The 17815-nt window shown below is 65.6% G+C and carries 17 protein-coding genes and 1 tRNA gene; 9 read left to right on the forward strand and 9 right to left on the reverse strand.

All coding sequences use genetic code 11. The features are described 5' to 3' along the window. Nucleotides 1-113: 113 nt before the first annotated feature. Nucleotides 114-1019, forward strand: a complete 906-nt coding sequence (locus ACZ899_RS18585) for a LysR family transcriptional regulator (protein ID WP_203648901.1) — start codon at nt 114-116, stop codon at nt 1017-1019. Nucleotides 1020-1136: 117 nt separating this feature from the next. On the opposite strand, the gene ACZ899_RS18590 is transcribed toward ACZ899_RS18585, so the two are convergent. Beyond that, the gene (locus ACZ899_RS18590) at nt 1137-2042 is read right to left on the reverse strand and encodes a TauD/TfdA dioxygenase family protein (protein WP_062359903.1); all 906 of its coding nucleotides are present in this window, start codon (nt 2040-2042) and stop codon (nt 1137-1139) included. A 28-nt stretch (nt 2043-2070) separates the two neighbouring features. Next, the gene (locus ACZ899_RS18595) at nt 2071-3111 is read right to left on the reverse strand and encodes an ABC transporter substrate-binding protein (protein WP_234562465.1); all 1041 of its coding nucleotides are present in this window, start codon (nt 3109-3111) and stop codon (nt 2071-2073) included. Between the two features lie 299 nt (nt 3112-3410). On the opposite strand from ACZ899_RS18595, the gene ACZ899_RS18600 reads away from it, so the two are divergent. The 5 genes from ACZ899_RS18600 (at nt 3411) to ACZ899_RS18620 (ending at nt 8924) form a co-directional block, all read left to right on the forward strand. Further along, entirely contained in the window at nt 3411-4994 is a 1584-nt protein-coding gene (locus tag ACZ899_RS18600) for an ABC transporter permease (RefSeq protein WP_267967233.1), read from the forward strand. Further along, nucleotides 4991-5854 carry an ABC transporter ATP-binding protein gene (locus ACZ899_RS18605; protein ID WP_234562466.1) on the forward strand — a complete coding sequence of 288 codons (864 nt, stop codon included), beginning with the start codon at nt 4991-4993 and terminating at the stop codon, nt 5852-5854. Before ACZ899_RS18600 ends, ACZ899_RS18605 begins: the two co-directional genes overlap by 4 nt. An 87-nt stretch (nt 5855-5941) precedes the next feature. Then, a tRNA-Arg gene (locus ACZ899_RS18610) sits at nt 5942-6018 on the forward strand. A gap of 328 nt (nt 6019-6346) precedes the next feature. Further along, entirely contained in the window at nt 6347-8077 is a 1731-nt protein-coding gene (locus tag ACZ899_RS18615; RefSeq protein WP_234562467.1) for a dipeptidase, read from the forward strand. Between the two features lie 409 nt (nt 8078-8486). Beyond that, nucleotides 8487-8924 (forward strand): CBS domain-containing protein, encoded by a 438-nt coding sequence (locus tag ACZ899_RS18620; protein WP_203648906.1) that lies wholly within the window; start codon nt 8487-8489, stop codon nt 8922-8924. 6 nt (nt 8925-8930) lie between these two features. Here ACZ899_RS18620 and ACZ899_RS18625 read toward each other — a convergent pair whose 3' ends face one another. From ACZ899_RS18625 to ACZ899_RS18635, 3 genes are all read right to left on the reverse strand, one after another. Beyond that, a complete protein-coding gene (locus ACZ899_RS18625) occupies nt 8931-9569 on the reverse strand; it encodes a hypothetical protein (RefSeq protein WP_028688591.1) in 639 nt (212 codons plus the stop codon). A gap of 70 nt (nt 9570-9639) precedes the next feature. Beyond that, a complete protein-coding gene (locus tag ACZ899_RS18630) occupies nt 9640-9882 on the reverse strand; it encodes a DUF2789 domain-containing protein (protein ID WP_028688592.1) in 243 nt (80 codons plus the stop codon). 60 nt (nt 9883-9942) lie between these two features. Next, nucleotides 9943-10401 carry an aminoacyl-tRNA deacylase gene (locus ACZ899_RS18635; protein WP_028688593.1) on the reverse strand — a complete coding sequence of 153 codons (459 nt, stop codon included), beginning with the start codon at nt 10399-10401 and terminating at the stop codon, nt 9943-9945. Between the two features lie 96 nt (nt 10402-10497). Between ACZ899_RS18635 and ACZ899_RS18640 the strand changes: the two genes are divergently transcribed. Then, nucleotides 10498-11841, forward strand: coding sequence for an NfeD family protein (locus tag ACZ899_RS18640; RefSeq protein ID WP_234562468.1), 1344 nt, complete (start codon nt 10498-10500; stop codon nt 11839-11841). 3 nt (nt 11842-11844) lie between these two features. Further along, entirely contained in the window at nt 11845-12597 is a 753-nt protein-coding gene (locus ACZ899_RS18645) for a slipin family protein (RefSeq protein WP_203648914.1), read from the forward strand. 91 nt (nt 12598-12688) lie between these two features. Here the strand turns inward: ACZ899_RS18645 and ACZ899_RS18650 are convergent, their stop codons facing one another. The 3 genes from ACZ899_RS18650 to ACZ899_RS18660 all read right to left on the reverse strand — a co-directional run bounded on the left by ACZ899_RS18650 (nt 12689) and on the right by ACZ899_RS18660 (nt 15996). Continuing rightward, complete coding sequence (locus ACZ899_RS18650; protein WP_203648922.1) at nt 12689-13321, reverse strand: LysE family transporter; 633 nt, start codon at nt 13319-13321, stop codon at nt 12689-12691. 177 nt (nt 13322-13498) lie between these two features. Beyond that, nucleotides 13499-14086, reverse strand: a complete 588-nt coding sequence (locus ACZ899_RS18655; RefSeq protein ID WP_234562469.1) for a mechanosensitive ion channel family protein — start codon at nt 14084-14086, stop codon at nt 13499-13501. Then, nucleotides 14086-15996 carry an ATP-binding cassette domain-containing protein gene (locus tag ACZ899_RS18660; RefSeq protein WP_203648933.1) on the reverse strand — a complete coding sequence of 637 codons (1911 nt, stop codon included), beginning with the start codon at nt 15994-15996 and terminating at the stop codon, nt 14086-14088. Before ACZ899_RS18660 ends, ACZ899_RS18655 begins: the two co-directional genes overlap by 1 nt. A 50-nt stretch (nt 15997-16046) precedes the next feature. Here ACZ899_RS18660 and ACZ899_RS18665 point away from each other — a divergent pair, with 50 nt between their 5' ends. Beyond that, nucleotides 16047-16526: a TIGR02444 family protein gene (locus tag ACZ899_RS18665; RefSeq protein ID WP_234562470.1), complete on the forward strand. Its 480-nt coding sequence runs from the start codon at nt 16047-16049 to the stop codon at nt 16524-16526. On the opposite strand, the gene ACZ899_RS18670 is transcribed toward ACZ899_RS18665, so the two are convergent. After that, nucleotides 16502-17593, reverse strand: coding sequence for an AlgP family protein (locus ACZ899_RS18670; protein ID WP_234562471.1), 1092 nt, complete (start codon nt 17591-17593; stop codon nt 16502-16504). The genes ACZ899_RS18665 and ACZ899_RS18670 overlap by 25 nt on opposite strands. Nucleotides 17594-17815: the final 222 nt, after the last annotated feature.

A 17815-nucleotide genomic window follows, 5' to 3' on the forward strand; every position in this document is an offset into this window, starting at 1 on the left:
TTTTAGGAAATATAAATATTTGTATTTCATATTTTGTGGAATAAGTGACTCCCTTTATAAGGTTCCCAACCCTTCCCAGCAATTGCATTCCACCGAAAGTTTCCATGTAGAAAATGCATATCGACCTGCGCCAGCTCCGCCACTTCATCGCCCTTGTCGAGCACCGCAGCTTCGTAGCCGCGGCGGCGGCGGTGAACCTCTCGCAATCGGCCTTCAGCCGCAGCATCCAGACGCTGGAACACAACGTCGGCTGCCGCCTGGTCGACCGCGCCAGCAAGGAACTGGCGCCGACCCGCCAGGGCCTGCTGGTGCTGGAGCATTCGCGGCGGCTGGTGCACGGGGCGCACAACCTGGTCAACGAGATCAACCAGTTCAATGGCGCCACCACTGGCGTGGTGCGCTTCGGCTCGGGGCCGGCGCCCGCCGGCGGGCTGGTGCCGCGGGCGGTGGCGCGGTTCGTTGCCGAATACCCGGCGGCGCGTACCTGCTTCCAGGTGGACAACTGGCAGGCACTGAACCGGCGGCTGATCGCCGAGGAGATCGAATTCTTCGTCGCCGATACCCGCCAGTTCGAGGCCGACCCGGACTACCAGGTGCACAAGCTCAAGCCACAGCGCTGGCACTTCTGCTGCCGCCGGGGGCATCCATTGACCGAGCTGGACGAGGTCAGGGCGCGGGACCTGTTCGATTACCCGCTGGCCACCACCTTTCGCCCGCCGAACATCCGCAAGATCCTCAGCGACCTGAGCGGGCGGCAGGATTTTCTGCCCAGCGTGGAGTGCGAGCATGGCTATGCGCTGCTCAATGTTGTGCTGCATTCGGACACCATCGGCATCGCCTGCAGTGCGAACCTGCGGCCCTATGACGGCCTGGTGGCCCTCAAGCTGGTGGACCTGGCGCCGGAGCAGGAAGAGGCGTTCTACACCCGTTATGGGGTGGTGAGCCGGGTGGGGTATGGGTTGTCGGCACTGGCGCAGGGGTTGGTGAGGCAGTTGGTGGCCTGTGATACCGAGTTGTAGCGGATAGGGGCTGCTGCGCAGCCCTTTCGCGGCGCAAGGCCGCTCCTACAGGGGAACAAGATCTCCTGTAGGAGCGGCCTCGTGCCGCGAAAGGGCCGCAAAGCGGCCCCAACGATCTCAGCCCTTGCGCGTGGTCCGGCTCAGTTGCCCATCCACCCCCACCGGCACCTCGCCAGCCAGGGTCACGCGGCGCACGATGCGCGGCTGGGTACCGTAGTCATCCACCGCATAGTGCTGCGTCGCGCGGTTGTCCCAGATCGCCACGTCCCCCGCCTGCCAGCGCCAGCGCACGGTGTTTTCCAGGCGTGTCACATGCCCCTGCAGCAGCGCGAACAGATGCTGCGAGTCCGCCAGCGAGTAACCCTTGATGCGCTTGACGAAATGCCCCAGCTGCAACGCCCGCTCGCCGCTGATCGGATGCACCCGCACCACCGGGTGCTCGGTCTCGTACACCGTCGAGGTGAACACCTTGCGGTAGCGCTCAAGCTTCGCCGGATCGACATCCGGCTTCACGCTGGCATAGTCGTACTCGTTGCTGTGCACCGCCCACAGCTTGTCGGCCAGTTCGCGCAGCGGCTCGGGCAGCTCCTGGTAGGCCGCGGCGGTGTTGGCCCACACCGTGTCGCCACCGGCAGCCGGGGCCACCACGCTGCGCAGGATCGAGGCCTTGGGGTAGGCGTCGACGAAGGTCACGTCGGTGTGCCAGGAGTTGGCCCGCTGCCCCTCGGCGCCATCGAGCTGCAGCAGGTAGCTGGTGCCATCGACCACCGGCACCGTGGGGTGGGCGATCGGCTCGCCGAGCAACTGGGCGAAGGCCTCCTGGCCCACGTCGTCCAGGTGCTCCTGGGCCCGGAAGAAGATCACCTTGTGGCGCACCAACGCCGCCTGGATGGCATCGATGGTGGCCGGATCGAGGTCGGCGGACAGCTTGATGCCACGGATCTCGGCGCCGATGCGCCCGGCAACGGGGTGGATGTCGAGTTCGAGGGTTTGCGGCGCGGTGGCCAGTGCGGCGTTGCTCATGGTCGTGCTCCTAAGGGTTGTTGTCGGGTCAGCGAGCGGCCTGGACGACCTGGTCCTGGCGCTGGGCGGCATCGATGAAACGCGGTTCGATCCAGTCGGCCACCTGGAAGCCGCGGCGGATCAGGCGCTCTTGGACGGCCAGGTCCACGCCCTGTTGCAGCAGGCCAACGAAACCGGCATCCAGGCGTGGGTCGAAGTAGTTGGCAAGGTTCTCCTGGGCAAGGTCGTCGCGCAGGATCGCCTTCGGCCAGTTGGCCGTGTTCGCCACCAGATCCACATAGGCTTCGCGGTTGCGTTCGTCGCGCAGCCACTTCACCGCCTGCTCCTGGGCGTTGACCACGCGCTGCACCAAGTCGGGGTGCTGGCGGATGAACTCGCCGGTACCGAGCAGCACCGCCTGGGTGCTACCGGCGCCCTTGAGGTCCCGGGAGTTGACCGGCAGCTCGACCAGCCCGCGCTCGCGCAGCGACAGCAGGTTGGACAGGCCCCAGGTGGCGTCGATCTGCTTGGCGGCCAGGGCGGCGTTGGCCGCGTTGAAATCGAGGTTGATGACTTTCAGCTCACGTTCGGACAGCCCCTGGCTGGCCAGGGCGCTGGCGAACGACAGCTGGTTGGCGGTGCCGCGGAACACCGCCACGCGCTTGCCCTTGAGGTCCTGCAGGCTGTGGATGCCCGAGCCCGGCACCACGCCGAGGTAGCTCTTCACCCCACGCACCCCGGCCGACAGCACACGGGTGTCGAGGCCGTTGGCCTTGCCGATGATCGCGGCCAGGTCGCCCAGGTAGGCGAAGTCCGCCTGGCCGTTGGCCAGGGCCTCGTTGACCACGGGGCCGGCGCCCTTGAAGAAGCGCCAGTCGATACGGATGCCGTCCTTGGCGAACTCTTTCTCCAGCAGTTGCTGGTCGCGAAGCACATCCACCACGCCGCCGGCGCTGGGCTTGCTGCCGGCGCTGAGGTCGGGCACGGCGATGCGGATCACATCCGGCTGGGCGGCATGGGCTGCCACGGGCATGGCGCTCAACACGGCGGCGAGCAACGGGCTGAGCAGATGGCGGAAGGCGGTTTTCATGGCAAGGCTCCTTGGCAGGCTGCCACCGGCGATGGCCGGCGCTATGGGCCAGAAGCTAGGCAGGTCCGGTTAGAACCTACAAAGATCAAAACTTCATTTTTTAGTAACCAGAAGACATAAACCAGGCGTCATGCGGGCCTGCGGCTGGCTTGCAGGAAACGCATGGAAAATATGAGGAAAACGCAACGGGACGGGGCTTTCGCATGCACCGGGCGCATGCTCTTATCTCTTGAGTTTCGCTTGTGACAATTTTTAATTCCATAAGCGAATAAACAAGGAACGGTTTGAGAGGTGCCCTGATGAGCGAAGTCTTGAGCGTAAGCCTACGCCGTCTATGGGGGCCGCTGCGCGGCCCTTTCGCGGCGCAAGGCCGCTCCTACCTGCCGTGGATCATGCCACTGGCGGTGGCGGCCTTGTGGGTCGTCGCCAGCCGTGAGCACTGGATGAGCGAGCAGATCCTGCCTGCCCCCGCGCTGGTCTGGCAAAGCGCGCTGGAGTTCGGCTCCGGCGAACTCTGGGCTCACCTGTGGATAAGTCTGCAACGCCTGATCTGGGGGTTGCTGGCAGGGATCACCAGTGGCTTGCTGCTGGGTACCTGGCTGGGTGGATCACGGCGGGCGCAGACCCTGGTACTGCCTACCTTCATCGCCCTGGCGCAGATCCCGACCCTGGCCTGGATCCCGCTGTTCATGCTGTTCTTTGGTATCGGCGAACTGCTCAAGCTGGTGGTGCTGGTCAAGGCCGTGGTGGTGCCGGTCACGCTGCATACCCTGGTGGGTGTGCGCGATGCCCAACCTAAACTGCGCGAAGCCGCCGCCGTCCTGCGCCTGCCCCCTCACCTGCTGTTCCTGCGCCTGCTGCTGCCCGCCGCGCTGCCTGCGTTTCTTGCCGGTGTGCGGCTGGCCCTGGCCACCGGCTGGACGTCATTGCTGGCGGTGGAACTGCTGGCCTCCAGCGAAGGCATCGGCTACCTGATGGTCTGGGGGCGGCAGTTGTTCATGCTCGACCTGGTGTTCCTCTGCATCTTGCTGATCGGCCTGGTCGGCGCACTGATGGATCGCGGCTTCTCACGCCTGGAACGCGGCCTGTTGCACTGGCCGCAACCGGTCACGGGCGAACAGCTGCGCGGCCAGGTGCCACGCGGCTGGCAAAGCCTGCTGCTGCCCGCGGGGCTGTTGCTGCTGTGGCAGGCGGCCAACAGCCTTGGCTGGGTCGATGCCAACATCCTCTCTTCACCGCTGGATGTGCTGCGCAGCCTGTACGCAGGCCTGCTCGACGGTTCGTTACCCGAGGCCCTGCGCCTGAGCCTGCAACGCACCCTGGCCGGTCTGCTGCTCGGCGGCGGGGCAGGCTTCGTGCTGGGCCTACTGCTGGGCCTGTCAGCCAACGCCGAGCGCCTGCTCGGCCCGAGCCTGTCAGCGTTGCGCCAGGTGGCGCTGTTCGCCTGGGTGCCACTGCTGACTGCCTGGTTCGGCCTGGGCGAAGGCGCCAAGCTGGTGTTCGTCGCCTTGGCGGCGTTCTTCCCGCTGCTGATCGCCACCCAGCGCGGCATCGCCAGCCTCCCGCCACAGCTGGGCGAGGCGGCACAGGCCCTGCGCCTGGACCTGCCACACCGGCTGCGCCTGCTGGTGCTGCCCGGCGCCGCCCCGGCGATCTTCGCCGGGCTGCGCCTGGCGCTGATCTACGCCTGGCTCGGCACCATCGGCGCCGAGTACTTCATGCCCTCGGACGGCGGCATCGCCAGCCTGATGATCGGCGCCCAGCAATTGTTCCGCATGGACCAGGTGATGGCCGCCATGGTCCTGATCGGCCTGGTCGGCGCCCTGCTCGGCCACCTCGGCCAACGCCTCGAATCGCGCGCCACGCGCTGGAGATCCGCATGAACGCCTTCATCACCCCGGCCCTGCACGCGGCCAACCAACCCGACGCCACGCCGCCGCTGGTCAGTTTCGAGGGGGTCGGCAAGACCTTCAGCGTCGATGGCCAGCCGTTCGAGGCGATCCGCGACTTCGACCTGTCGATCAACGAAGGCGAGTTCATCGCCATCGTCGGCTCCTCCGGCTGCGGCAAGTCCACTCTGCTGCGTCTGCTGGTGGGGCTGGACACCGACTACAGCGGTACGATCCGGGTCGACGGCCAGCCGGTCAACGGCATCGGCGGCGAACGCGGCATCGTGTTCCAGGAGCACCGCCTGTTCCCATGGCTGACGGTGGCGCAAAACATCGGCCTGGGGCTGGTAAACGAGACACTCACCCAGGGCGAGCGCGCCCGGCGCGTGCACGAGTACGTGCAACTGGTGGGCCTGGTCGGCTTCGAATCCGCCTATCCGCACCAGCTGTCCGGCGGCATGGCCCAGCGCGTGGCCATCGCCCGCGGCCTGGTGGCCAGCCCACGGATCCTGCTGCTGGACGAACCCTTCGGCGCCCTCGACGCGCTGACCCGCCAACAGCTGCAGGATGAACTGCTGGCGATTCGCGAACGCTCGGAGATCACCATCCTGCTGGTCACCCACGATGCCGAGGAGGCGACCTACCTGGCCGACCGGGTGGTGGTGCTGGAGCCGAGGCCCGGACGGATCAAGGCGGTGGTGGAAATCGACCTGCCGCACCCGCGCCAGCGCACCGGCGTGGCATTGCATGGCTTGCGCGAAAAGGTCCTGCACCAGATCACCGGGGATGGCGGGTATCTCAAGCCTGCGGGACAGCGGGTGGAGGGGCTGCGGCCGGAGCTGATCGCGCTGTGACCGGCACCCGCTGTCCCCCCCGGGAAAAAACTCCACAGATCAAGGCCATGGACGCCACCGACACAGATGGGTATCATGCGGCCCGTTGCACTCGTAGCTCAGCTGGATAGAGTACTGCCCTCCGAAGGCAGGGGTCGTGGGTTCGAATCCCGCCGAGTGCGCCATGACATCAGCAAAAGCCCCGCTCAGATCGCTCTGGCGGGGCTTTTTCGTTTCCGGGCCTCAGCACTGCACGATGATCTGGCCTTGCAAGTTCCGGAACAATGGTCTCGAGGGGGCTTCTCTGGTGACACGATGTTTATTACAAAAAGCGCTAATGATACGCATTTTTGTCATAAACCTGCAGGCCGCGCCGTAGATGAAAGCTTGCACGTTTGTGCAGAAAAGCACATTGCCACCTCTCCCGTGCCGGTGGTCATTGGTGATAGCTTGAGCATCTTCCGTTTGCGTAAACGGTCACCCTCCACCCCTTGCAAAGGAATGCCCACACCCATGCCCTTCACCAAGCTATCCGCCGTATCGCTCCTGCTGGCCAGCGTGGCCATGTTCTCGATCCCGGCCCAGGCCAACCTCTCCCAGCAGCAGTCCGCCGCCATCATCAAGGCCTACGACGGCAGCGACCCGGCCGACTTCAAGCAGTTCCTCGGCAAGCTGGCCGGCAGCGACCTGGCCAAGGCCGCCAAGCTGGACGACACCCTCAAGCTGTACCTGGCCGGCAAGCCGCTGAGCGCCGAGCAGCAGGACGAGATCAACCGCCTGCTGGGCCTTTACACCCGCATCAAGTACGGCAAGGCCGCCAAGGAAACCCTGCGCGAGCTGGTGGAAATCCCGACCGTTCGCAAAGAGGGTGTGCCGCAGCACGAGAACCCTGAGTTCATCAAGATCGCCGACAAGATCAAGGCCCTGGCCGAGGGCTTCGGCCTGACGTTCCGCAACATCGACAACCGTGTCTACGAGATCACCCTCGGTGAAGGCAAGGAAGTGATCGGCATCCACGCCCACGCCGACGTGGTACCGGTCACTCCGGAAAACTGGAAGCTCAAGGACGGCACCAAGCTCGACCCGTTCAAGGTCACCCTGGTGGGCGACCGCATGTATGGCCGCGGCACCGAGGACGACAAGAACGGCATCGTCGTCGCGCTGTACGCGCTGAAGGTGGCCAAGGACGAGAAGCTGCCGCTGGCGCGCCAGTTCAAGCTGTTGGTGGACACCACCGAGGAAACCACCGGCGACGCCATCCCCTACTACTTCGAACGCAACGCCACCCCCGACTACAACCTGGCGCTGGATGGCGGCTACCCGGTGGTGATCGCCGAGAAGGGCTATGGCACCGTCATGGCCACCTTCGCCAAGCGTGCCGGTGACGGCAAAGGCGCCGAAGTGATCAACCTCACCGGTGGCCTGGCCACCAACCAGATCCCCGGCAGCTCGGTGGCGACATTGACCGGCGACAAGCCGGCCGACCTGGCCAAGGCGCTGAACAAGGCCGGCGCGGCCTACGTCAAACGCCATGGTGGCGACTTCAGCATCGACGCCAAGGTCGACGGCAAACAGGTGCTGCTCACCGTGACCGGCGTGTCGGCGCACTCCTCCGAGCCCGAGTCCGGGGTCAACCCGGTGGCGCGCATGCTCGACTTCCTCAACGGCCTGGGCAAGGACGTACCGCTCAAGCACAACCACATCACCGACGCCGCCCGCTACGCCTCCGACAACTGGGGCCTGGACTACCTGGGCAACAAGCTCGGCGTCGGCTTCAAGGACGACTTCATGGGCCCGCTGACCACCTCGCTGACCTTCGTCGGCCTGGATGACCAGGCGCTGAAGCTGGCCGTGAACCTGCGCATTCCAAAGGGCAAGTCGCTCGACACCCTGAAGGGCGAGATCGCCGGCAAGCTCGATGCGTGGAAGGCCAAGAGCAAGACCCCGGTGGCCTTCGACTACACCCTCGACGAGCCGATGTACCGCAACCCCGAGGGCGAATGGGTCAAGGCCCTGCTGGCCGTGGCCAGCGAGAACCTGGGCATGAAGCACGAGTACGGCACCTCCGCCGGCGCCACCTCGGTGCATGACCTGCCCAATGGCGTGCAGTTCGGCCTGGCCATGCCGGACGTGAAGTACACCGGGCACAACGACAACGAGTTCAAGACCGTGGAGCAGTTCATGCTCGACCTGCAGATCGTCAGCGAGATGGTGGCGCGGATCGGGCAGATGCCGAAGCTCTGAGGTTCTCGTCCCAAGGGCCATGCCTTTCAAGGTGTTGAGAATTGGCGTCCGGCTTAGGCCTGCCGGGGCTGCTTTGCAGCCCTTTTCGCGACACAAGGCCGCTCCTACAGGGGCGCGCGGTCGCCTGTAGGAGCGGCCTTGTGTCGCGAAAGGGTCGCAAAGCGACCCCGGCAATCTTGAGTTGGAGCGGTCATATCCCAAAAACGCATAACCCTTAAAAGGGATGGTCCCAAGGGCGGGCATTGTGGGAGCGGGCTGATGATGCCAGTCGTACAGTGCCACCGCGCCCTGGTGGACGCGATGACGTTTTTCAATCACCTCGATGCCGTTTCCTGCATTGCCGTGCAGAGCGCCGTGCCGGATGCTTTATTTACTCCGACACGTCGCGTTTCCACCCACAGAGGCCCGTATGAAGAACGTCGAACAAATCCTCAAAGCCAAGTCCCAGCACCAGACCGCCTACACCATCGGCCCTGATGACTCGGTGCTGGATGCCTTGAAGCTGCTGGCGGAGAAAAATGTCGGCGCCTTGCCGGTGGTGAACAATGACCAGGTGGTAGGGATCGTCAGCGAACGCGACTACGCCCGTAAACTTGTACTCAAGGGGCGCTCATCTCCATTCACCAAGGTACACGAGATCATGAGCGCCCCTGTGATCACCGTGGAACCCAAGCAGAACCTTGAGTACTGCATGAACCTGATGACCAACCGCCACCTGCGTCACCTGCCCGTGGTTGAAAACGGCAAGCTCATCGGCCTGCTTTCGATCGGTGACTTGGTTAAAGAGATCATCGCTGAGCAGGCAAACCAGATTGTCCAGTTAGAGCAATACATCCGCGGTGAATGACCCTGCTCAGTGATAGGCGCGCTCCAGCTCGTCCAGCTGATGGTCGAAGCTGCGCAGGCGCGCCGACCAGGTGTACACCAGCACTTCCAGATCCCTGTTGAGCACGGCGGTGTTGCCGCCGTCACGGGCCGGCGCGTCGCACAGGTCCAGCTGATAGCGCTCGCGGGCCATGGCCGTGGCCACGCTGGACAGGTCGCGGGCATTGGCCAGCCAGTGATGGTGATGGTCGTGCACTTCCCGGTCGAGTTCCCGGCACTGGCGCTTGAGGGCGTCCAGGCTCTGCTCCAGCGGCGTGCCCTTGAGCTCGCCCATCACCTCCTCGAAGGTGCGCCCGGAATGCCAGTAGCTGCCCCAGAAATAACGGTCGAACACCGTCTCGACCCGGCGCAGGGCGACCTTGGTGTTCCAGATGGTCAGCAACGTTCGCCCCTGGGCGACTTCGCGCCTGTTCAGGTGCAGCTGCTGCCAGGCGATCCACGCCAGGCCGCACAACGCCACCGCCGCGGTCACGGCGGCGGCGGCATAGAGAAACTGCACGGCCTGGTTCATCGTGTGGGTGTGCCGGATACCGTAGAAGTAGCCGGCGGTCAGGGTGCCCAGGATCGTCACGGTGCACCAGAAACCTGGTGCGTAGGGATCTTTCATTGCGCCATCCCCTCTTGTTTTCCCTGAGCATAGCAACGCCCCGATCACCCATCAGGTGCCGCTCGGCGCTTTATTGGCGGGGACGGCGCAGCGCTTCGTTGAGTTGGTCGAACAGCTCCGCCCAATCGGCATCTTCAAGGATGCTGTCCCTGAGGAACGAACGCTGGGACTCGTTCCAGAACGGCGCATCCACCAGCTTCACATCCCCCTTGAGCGGCGAATGACTGGTGATGAACTGGTCGATGCCCAGCGCATCGTCCGGCAGGCCCAGTTGCTTGAACAGTTCGGAAAACTTGTGGATCGGCGCTTCCATGATTCACTCCTATGGCCGGGCCGGTCGTCCACGACGCCAGCCCGGCGTGGGTTGCGAGCATCAGCTCAGTTCGCGCACTTCGGCGTGCGGCACCAGTTTCAAGTATTGCTCCATGCTCATGTGGATAAGGTGATCGTGGTCACCTGCCTCGAGATAGACATCACCCTGGCGGGTAAGGGTCCGGTCGAGCAGCATGGGAATGTTGTAGGCGTCGCCCAGGGCCGGGATGGCGCCGCGCTCGCAATCGCCGAATAGGCTCGGCAGGTTGCTTTCGCGGGTCAGCTGCCAGGCGCCGGTCATGCGCACCTCGGTCATGTCCAGGTGCCGGTTGGCCGGCAGCACGGCCATGATGTAGTTGCCATGGCGGTCATCGAGCATCACCGACTTGGCGACCCGCTCGGCGGGTACGCCGGCCGTGCGCGCCGACTCCAGGCTGGTGGCCGAATGGGGATGGGGAATGATGTCGTAGTCGCAGTTGGCCTGGTCCAGGCGCTGCTGAAGGGTCTTGGCCATACGCATGATGCACCTCCGGTTTTGCCCCCACCCTCAAGTTTAGGCCGTGGCCCGGCAGCCACGGCTAAACTTCAGGGACAGGTCCGCATGAGGTGACGACAGGTGATCGCCCGGCGCTGGCACATGCTGCTGTTGCTGCTGATCCTGGGCTTCGCCCCGGGCGGCCAGGCCGCGCCCGGCGGCAACGTGTGGCTGCTGAGCGTCGACGACGCCATCGGCCCGGCCAGCGCCGACTACCTGCTGCGCGGGCTGGACCAGGCGCAGGCGCAAGGCGCGCAACTGGTGGTGATCCGCCTCGACACCCCCGGCGGGCTCGACAGCGCCATGCGCCAGATCATCAAGGCCATCCTCGCAAGCACGGTGCCGGTGGCCACCTACGTCGCCCCGGGCGGTGCCAGGGCGGCCAGCGCCGGCACCTACATTCTCTACGCCAGCCACGTGGCGGCCATGGCCCCAGGGACCAACCTGGGCGCGGCGACGCCGGTACAGATCGGTGTCCCCGGCACGGAGGAAAAGCCCGCCGCGAACAGCGAGCAGGACACCCTCGCCCGCAAACAGGTCAACGATGCCGCGGCCTACATCCGCGGCCTGGCGCAATTGCGCGGGCGCAACGCCGACTGGGCGGAAAAGGCCGTGCGCGAGGCGGTCAGCCTGTCGGCCAGCGAAGCCCAGCGGCTGAAGGTGATCGACCTGGTCGCCGCTGACCTGCCCGACCTGCTGCGCCAGCTCGATGGCCGGACGCTGACCGTCGCCGGCCAGGCCCTGCCCCTGCAGACCGCTGGCGCCAATGTGGTGGAGCACCTGCCGGACTGGCGCACCCGCCTGCTGGCGGTAATCACCAACCCCAGCGTGGCGCTGATCCTGATCATGATCGGCGTGTACGGCCTGTTGTTCGAATTCATGAATCCAGGTTCCGGGGTCGGCGGGGTGGTCGGCGGCATCTGCCTGCTGCTGGCGCTGTACGCCCTGCAATTGCTGCCGGTGAGCCACGCCGGGGTGGCGTTGATCCTGCTCGGGGTGGCGTTCATGGTCGCCGAGGCGTTCCTGCCCAGTTTCGGGGTGATCGGCTTCGGCGGCATCGTCGCCTTCGTGGTCGGCGCGGTGATCCTGATGGACACCGACGCCCCTGGCTTTGGCATTCCGCTGACGCTGATCATCAGCCTGGCGGTGCTCTCGGCGCTGTTGCTCGGTGGCGTGCTGGGCATGGCGCTGAAGGCGCGCAAGCGCGCCCTGGTCAGCGGCGATGCCGGGCTGGTCGGCAGCCTGGTGACAGTGACCCAGGTGCGCGCGGACAACCCGTTCTGCGGCTCGGTACAGGCCCAGGGCGAACAGTGGCAGGCGCAGTGCGCGACACCGCTGCAGCCGGGCCAGCACGTGCGGGTAACGGCCCGTCATGGCGTGACGCTGGAGGTCAGCGCCACTGCGCCCACGGCGCAAGGAGAGTAGACGATGTTCATGCAATTCGGATTCAGCGCCGTGCTGGTGCTGCTGGGCATACTGCTGCTGTCGGCCCTGCGCATCCTGCGCGAGTACGAGCGCGGCGTGGTGTTCCAGCTCGGGCGCTTCTGGCAGGTCAAGGGCCCAGGGTTGATCATCCTGATTCCCGGTATCCAGCAGATGGTCCGCGTGGACCTGCGCACCGTGGTCCTCGACGTGCCGCCCCAGGATGTGATCACCCGCGACAACGTCTCGGTCAAGGTCAACGCCGTGCTGTACTTTCGCGTGCTCGACCCGCAGAAGGCGATCATCCAGGTCGAGGACTTCCTCACCGCCACCAGCCAGCTGGCCCAGACCACCCTGCGCGCCGTGCTCGGCAAGCATGAGCTGGACGAACTGCTGGCCGAGCGCGAGCAGCTGAACTCGGACATCCGCGAGGTGCTGGACGCGCAGACCGACGCCTGGGGCATCAAGGTGGCCAACGTCGAGATCAAGCACGTCGACCTCAACGAGTCGATGGTCCGCGCCATCGCCCGCCAGGCCGAGGCCGAGCGCGAACGACGGGCCAAGGTAATCCATGCCGAAGGCGAGCTGCAGGCGTCGGAGAAACTGATGCAGGCGGCGCAGATGCTGGGCAAGGAGCCGGGGGCGATGCAGTTGCGCTACATGCAGACGCTGGGGTCAATCGCCGGGGACAAGAGCTCGACCATCGTGTTTCCGATGCCGATGGATCTGCTCAAGGGGCTGGTGGACAAGCAGAAATAGCGGCGCGGCATTCGCGGGTATACCACTCCTCTCCAGGACAGTGGCGTACCTGTGGGAGCGGGTTTACCCGCGAATGGCTTCATGCGATTGATCAGATCGGCGCCCGGCGCAGAGTGGCGAGGAACGTCGCCGCACCGATGAACAGCCCGGCAAAGGTGCGGTTCAGACGCTTCTGCTGCTTCGGTGTGCGCAACAGGCGCAGCACCCGCGAAGCCAGCCCGGTGTAGCCCGCCATCACCAGCAGGTCGACACTGATCATGGTCACGGTGATCGCCACATACTGCGGCAGCAACGCCTCGTGCGGGTTGATGAACTGCGGCAGCACCGCCAGCATGAACACCAGCGCCTTGGGGTTGCTGACGTTGACCAGGAAGCCGCGGAACACCAGGCTCAGCGGCTTGCCGATCGGCCGCACGCCGGACTCGTCGCTCATGTCCATCGGCAGGGCGCGCCATTGCTTGTAGGCGAGGTAGACCAGGTAGGCGACGCCGAACCACTTGATGACCTGGAAGGCAGTGGCTGACGCGGCGAGGATGGCGCCGACACCGGCGGCGATGATGGCGATCTGCACGATCAGGCCCAGTTGCAGGCCCAGGGCGTTCCAGTAACCACGCCAGAAACCGTACTGCAGCCCGCTTGACATCGAGGCAATGGCCCCGGCGCCCGGCGACAGGCTGATCACCCAGCACGCGGCAAAGAAGGCCAACCACGTTTCCATCGACATCGCACACCTCGCTCGAACAGCTTTTGCAAACCGCTAAACTAAGGTGTTGGCGAAAAAATAACCAGTGGTTTTTCTGCTTGAAACGATCGCGGGGCAAGCCCGCTCCCACGCCAGCGATCCAACAGGACCAGGGCGTGGGAGCGGGCTTGCCCCGCGATTTAAACGAGCAGCACCCTGTCAGTCGCCCTCGACAGGTGCCTCTTGCAGTGCCACCGAAGCCTCGGCGCCACGCCAACGCCGCACCGCCTTCTGGAAGAACTGGCTGTTCGGCACCTGTACCAGCGCCCCACCCGCCTCCGGCGTTTCCATTAGCGTGGTGTACAGCAGGTTGATGGCGATCACCCGGCCTTTCACCCCCGGCTTGTCGAGGGTATCGACCAGCTCGACCACATCGCCGATGCGAAACGGCCCGACGGTGAAGATCAGCACCGCGCACAGCAGGTTGGACAGCACGCTCCAGATGGCGAAAAACGCCACCGCTGCCACCGCGACAAAGCCCGATAACGCCGTCCACAGCACCGTGGCGGACACCCCCATGCGCTCCAGCACGAACAGCAGCGCGCTGCCCATGATCAGCCAGCGCAGGGCGCCGCGTACCGGCACCATCAGTTCGTGCGGCAACGGGTAGCGTTCGCCCAGGCTGCGCAGGCCGCGGGCGACCATGCGCTGCAGGATGAACGCGGCGATCAGGATCAGCAGGATCTGCAGCCCCAGCCAGAACGTGTCCATCCACTGCCCGGGCAGCAGCGAACGCAGCTCCTCCATCAGGACAGCGCCTCGAGCTCGGCCTGCATGCTTTCCAGCGTTTCCAGGGCTTCCATCCAGCCTTCCTCGAGCTCGCCTTCGCGTTGCTTGAGCTTGGTCTGGCGGGCCAGCAAGTCGCGCAGCTCATCCTTGCGCGAGGCCTCGTACAGACCGCTGTCGCCCAACGCCGTTTCGATCTCGGCCAGTTGCTGGTGCACCTGGTTGAGTTCGGTCTCCAGCTTGTCGGCCGCCTTCTTGTGCGGGGCCAACTGTTGGCGCAAGGCCGCGGCGGCCTGGCGCTGGGCCTTCTTGTCGGTCTTGTCCGGATTCACCGGAGCGGAGCTGGCCGGCGCGTTGCGCTGGCGGAACTCCACCAGCCAGCGGCTGTAGTCGTCCAGGTCGCCGTCGAAGGTGTCGACCTTGCCATCGGCCACCAGCAGGAAGTCGTTGGTGGTGCTCTTGAGCAGGTGACGGTCGTGGGACACCACCACCACGGCACCGGCGAACTCCTGCAGGGCCATGGTCAGCGCCAGGCGCATCTCAAGGTCGAGGTGGTTGGTCGGTTCGTCGAGCAGCAGCAGGTTCGGCCGCTCCCAGGCGATCAGCGCCAGGGCCAGGCGGGCCTTTTCGCCACCGGAGAAATTCACCACAGGCTCATCGACACGGTTGCCGTGGAAGTCGAAGCCGCCGAGGAAGTCGCGCAGGGTCTGCTCGCGCTCACCCGGGGCGATGCGCTGCAGGTGCAGCAGCGGGCTGGCCTTGTCGTCCAGCGAGTCGAGCTGGTGCTGGGCGAAGTAACCGACGGCGAGGTTCTCGCCGCGCACCAGGCGCCCGGACAACGGCTGCAGCTCGCCGGCGAGGTTCTTGATCAGGGTCGACTTGCCCGCGCCGTTGGGGCCAAGCAGACCGATGCGCGCACCCGGCGCCAGTTGCAGCTTGACCTTCTCGAGGATGGCCTTGTCGCCATAGCCCAGGCGGCCTTCGGACAGGTCGAGCAAGGGGCTGGAGATCTTCTCCGACTCGCGGAAGACGAAGTCGAACGGCGAATCGACATGGGCCGCCGACAACTCCTCCATGCGCTCCAGGGCCTTGATCCGGCTCTGCGCCTGGCGGGCCTTGGTGGCCTGGGCCTTGAAACGGGCGATGTACTTTTCCATGTGCGCGCGCTGCGCCTGCTGCTTCTCGTAGGCCTGCTGCTGTTGCGCCAGGCGTTCGGCGCGGGTGCGCTCGAAGGCGCTGTAGCCGCCCTTGTAGAGATTGAGCTTGCGCTGTTCGACATGCAGCACATGGTCGACCACGGCATCGAGGAAGTCGCGGTCGTGGGAGATCAGCAGCAGCGTGCCCGGGTAGCCCTTGAGCCACTCCTCCAGCCAGAGGATGGCATCGAGGTCCAGGTGGTTGGTGGGCTCGTCGAGCAGCAGCAGGTCGGACGGGCACATCAGTGCCTGGGCCAGGTTCAGGCGCATCCGCCAGCCACCGGAGAAGTCGCCGACGCGGCGGTCCATCTGCTCGTTGCTGAAGCCCAGGCCGGCCAGCAGCTTGCGCGCACGGGCATCGGCGGTGTAGCCGTCGGCGCTGTCCAGCTCACTGTGCAGGCGCGCCAGGGCGGTGCCGTCGTGGGCCTGCTCGGCGGCCGCGAGATCCGCCTGGACCTTGCGCAGGCGGGCATCACCGTCGAGCACATAGTCCACGGCGATGCGGTCGAGGGTGTCGACCTCCTGGCGCATGTGGGCAATGCGCCAGTCGCCGGGCAGCAGGCAATCGCCGGCATCGGGCGACAGCTCACCGCGCAGCAGGGCGAACAGGCTGGATTTGCCAGCGCCGTTGGCGCCGATCAGGCCGGCCTTGTGACCGGTGTGCAGGGTCATCTCGGCGCCTTCTAGCAGGCGCTGGGGACCACGCTGTAAAGTGAGGTTCGATAGTCTGATCATGATGGTCGCGGAGTCTACCAGCTTCGCCGATCACTGGCGCGAGTGAAACCATGCACACCGACCTGTGGAATCACGCCCTGGCCTTGTATGCCCGGCCAGGCGTCGAGGCTGCCAGCCTGGCCCTCCAGGAACTGGGCGGCGATGTCTGCCTGCTGCTCTGCGGCACCTGGCTGCAGGCCCGCGGCGTGGCCGCCAATGAACAGCGGATCGCCGCCCTGCAGGCCCTGGCCGGCCCCTGGCAACGCGATGTGGTGACGCCGCTGCGCGCGCTACGCCGGCAATGGCGCGAGCAGGCGCTGGCCGACCCGCAACTGAGCGTGATGCGTGAGCAGGTGAAGGCGCTGGAGTTGCAGGCTGAACGCACCTTGCTGGAGCGTCTGGAGGCGTTGGCGCACGAGTGGCCTGCGCAAGCGGGCGCCGCGCAGGACTGGCTGACCCGGCTGGCGCCGGACCAGGCCCGGGACCACGACGCGCTGCATCAGCTGCGCGCCGCGGCCCGTGAGCTTCAGGACGCCGAAGTCGGCGACTGAGCCGCAGTGGCGGTGGCCGCAGGCGTGGCCGCGCTGGTCGCGCTGGTCGCAGGCGTCGGGGTGGCGCTGGCGGTCGGCGTGGCTGGCTTGCTTTCGGCTGGCTTGCTGGCTACAGACTTGGCCGGAGCTTTGGCAGCGGCCGGTTTGGCTGCTGGCTTGGCTGCAGGTTTCGCCGCGGGCTTGGCCGCTGCTGGCTTGGCCGGGGCCTTGGCGGCGGCAGGCTTGGCCGGAGCTTTGGCTGCTGGTTTCGCTGCAGCGGTCTTCGCCGGGGCCTTGGCAGCAGCTGGTTTGGCCGCTGGCTTGGCAGCAGGTTTCGCGGCGGCGGTCTTCGCCGGGGCCTTGGCAGTAGCAGGCTTGGCCGCTGGCTTGGCGGCAGGTTTCGCGGCGGCGGTCTTCGCCGGTGCCTTGGCGGCAGCAGGCTTGGCCGCTGGCTTGGCGGCAGGTTTCGCGGCGGCGGTCTTCGCCGGTGCCTTGGCAGCAGCAGGCTTGGCCGCTGGCTTGGCGGCAGGTTTCGCTGCAGCGGTCTTCGCGGGAGCCTTGGCAGCAGCCGGTTTGGCCGCTGGCTTGGCGGCAGGTTTCGCGGCTGCAGTCCTCGCCGGGGCCTTGGCCGCAGCAGGCTTGGCCGCTGGTTTGGCAGCAGGTTTCGCGGCCGCTTTCGGTGCCGCAGTACGCGAGTCCAGGGCCTTGGCGGCCGCCTCACGCACTTTGCCAACACCCTGGGCCAGTTTCAGGCTTTCCTGGGCATCACGCTTGAGTTGCTGGATGTAAGTTCGGGTCTGGGCCTGGCGATCCTTGAGCGAATCGAGCAAGTGTTCAAGTTCACCCGCGGCTTTTTGCGCCTTGCCCTGAGCCTTGGCTTTACCGGCCTTGGCGGCGTCCTGCAACTTCAGGCGAGCGTTATGCAGTTTCTCCTGGGCCTTGCCACGTTGTTTTTCCAACTTGGCCAACAGTTTCTCGGCATCCGCCAGCGCTTGGGAGCAGGCATCTTCCAAATGTTCGAGCAAGCTACCCGAAAGTTGCTGGAGCAGGTGCAACGGCGTACTGACTGCTTTCTTCTTGGCCGACATGGTTTACCTCCTGGCTGACGAGAGTGCGGCTCATACTATGCTTCTGCTGCTACCGCCGCTAGGGCATGTTGACAGTCTCAGTAGCGCCGCGTTGCATGCCTGGGCAAAGTTGTTGTCTTGCAGCTGGAAACAAGTGTAGTTGCCCATTAGTGCACTGCCGATATTTACACATCTTCGCCCAACAACGCTGGCATACTTTGCGCTCTTTACCGCAGGAACCGT

Source organism: Pseudomonas sp. TE31087, assembly GCF_057284075.1.

Bases quoted from the DNA above. Each gene is read 5' to 3' on its own strand.
- ACZ899_RS18585 (WP_203648901.1), top strand. From the start codon at position 114: ATGCATATCGACCTGCGCCAGCTCCGCCACTTCATCGCCCTTGTCGAG.
- ACZ899_RS18590 (WP_062359903.1), bottom strand. From the start codon at position 2,042: ATGAGCAACGCCGCACTGGCCACCGCGCCGCAAACCCTCGAACTCGAC.
- ACZ899_RS18595 (WP_234562465.1), bottom strand. From the start codon at position 3,111: ATGAAAACCGCCTTCCGCCATCTGCTCAGCCCGTTGCTCGCCGCCGTG.
- ACZ899_RS18600 (WP_267967233.1), top strand. From the start codon at position 3,411: ATGAGCGAAGTCTTGAGCGTAAGCCTACGCCGTCTATGGGGGCCGCTG.
- ACZ899_RS18605 (WP_234562466.1), top strand. From the start codon at position 4,991: ATGAACGCCTTCATCACCCCGGCCCTGCACGCGGCCAACCAACCCGAC.
- ACZ899_RS18615 (WP_234562467.1), top strand. From the start codon at position 6,347: ATGCCCTTCACCAAGCTATCCGCCGTATCGCTCCTGCTGGCCAGCGTG.
- ACZ899_RS18620 (WP_203648906.1), top strand. From the start codon at position 8,487: ATGAAGAACGTCGAACAAATCCTCAAAGCCAAGTCCCAGCACCAGACC.
- ACZ899_RS18625 (WP_028688591.1), bottom strand. From the start codon at position 9,569: ATGAAAGATCCCTACGCACCAGGTTTCTGGTGCACCGTGACGATCCTG.
- ACZ899_RS18630 (WP_028688592.1), bottom strand. From the start codon at position 9,882: ATGGAAGCGCCGATCCACAAGTTTTCCGAACTGTTCAAGCAACTGGGC.
- ACZ899_RS18635 (WP_028688593.1), bottom strand. From the start codon at position 10,401: ATGCGTATGGCCAAGACCCTTCAGCAGCGCCTGGACCAGGCCAACTGC.
- ACZ899_RS18645 (WP_203648914.1), top strand. From the start codon at position 11,845: ATGTTCATGCAATTCGGATTCAGCGCCGTGCTGGTGCTGCTGGGCATA.
- ACZ899_RS18650 (WP_203648922.1), bottom strand. From the start codon at position 13,321: ATGTCGATGGAAACGTGGTTGGCCTTCTTTGCCGCGTGCTGGGTGATC.
- ACZ899_RS18655 (WP_234562469.1), bottom strand. From the start codon at position 14,086: ATGGAGGAGCTGCGTTCGCTGCTGCCCGGGCAGTGGATGGACACGTTC.
- ACZ899_RS18660 (WP_203648933.1), bottom strand. From the start codon at position 15,996: ATGATCAGACTATCGAACCTCACTTTACAGCGTGGTCCCCAGCGCCTG.
- ACZ899_RS18665 (WP_234562470.1), top strand. From the start codon at position 16,047: ATGCACACCGACCTGTGGAATCACGCCCTGGCCTTGTATGCCCGGCCA.
- ACZ899_RS18670 (WP_234562471.1), bottom strand. From the start codon at position 17,593: ATGTCGGCCAAGAAGAAAGCAGTCAGTACGCCGTTGCACCTGCTCCAG.